The organism is Methanosaeta sp. UBA356, assembly GCF_002496465.1.
Lineage (GTDB): Archaea > Halobacteriota > Methanosarcinia > Methanotrichales > Methanotrichaceae > Methanothrix > Methanothrix soehngenii.
The window spans coordinates 14,228-14,457 of record NZ_DAKC01000103.1 but is presented as its reverse complement, the minus strand read 5'-3'; the positions used below and the strand labels follow the sequence as shown (position 1 = coordinate 14,457).

Here is a 230-nt window from a genome sequence, read left to right as displayed (position 1 = left end):
CCCTCAGGGTTGTGGTTGTTGTCTCTCGCCCTAACCTCGATGGTATGGGAGCCAATATCCTGCTCGGTTGTCGTCCAAGTCCAGCTGGGATTATTAATGAAATCCGTGCGAGCCTGGCCGTCAACCAGGAACATGAACTCCAATGGATCGTTCTCCGGATCGGATGCGGCTGCGGTGAATGTCACTGCTGTCCCGGCTATCTGGGGACTGGCTAGATCGGCAACCAGATC

The 230-nt window shown here is 55.7% G+C and carries 1 protein-coding gene; it reads right to left on the bottom strand.

The features are described 5' to 3' along the window. On the bottom strand, window positions 1-230 hold a 230-nt coding region (locus BP727_RS09645; RefSeq protein ID WP_286858563.1), incomplete at both ends, for an Ig-like domain-containing protein.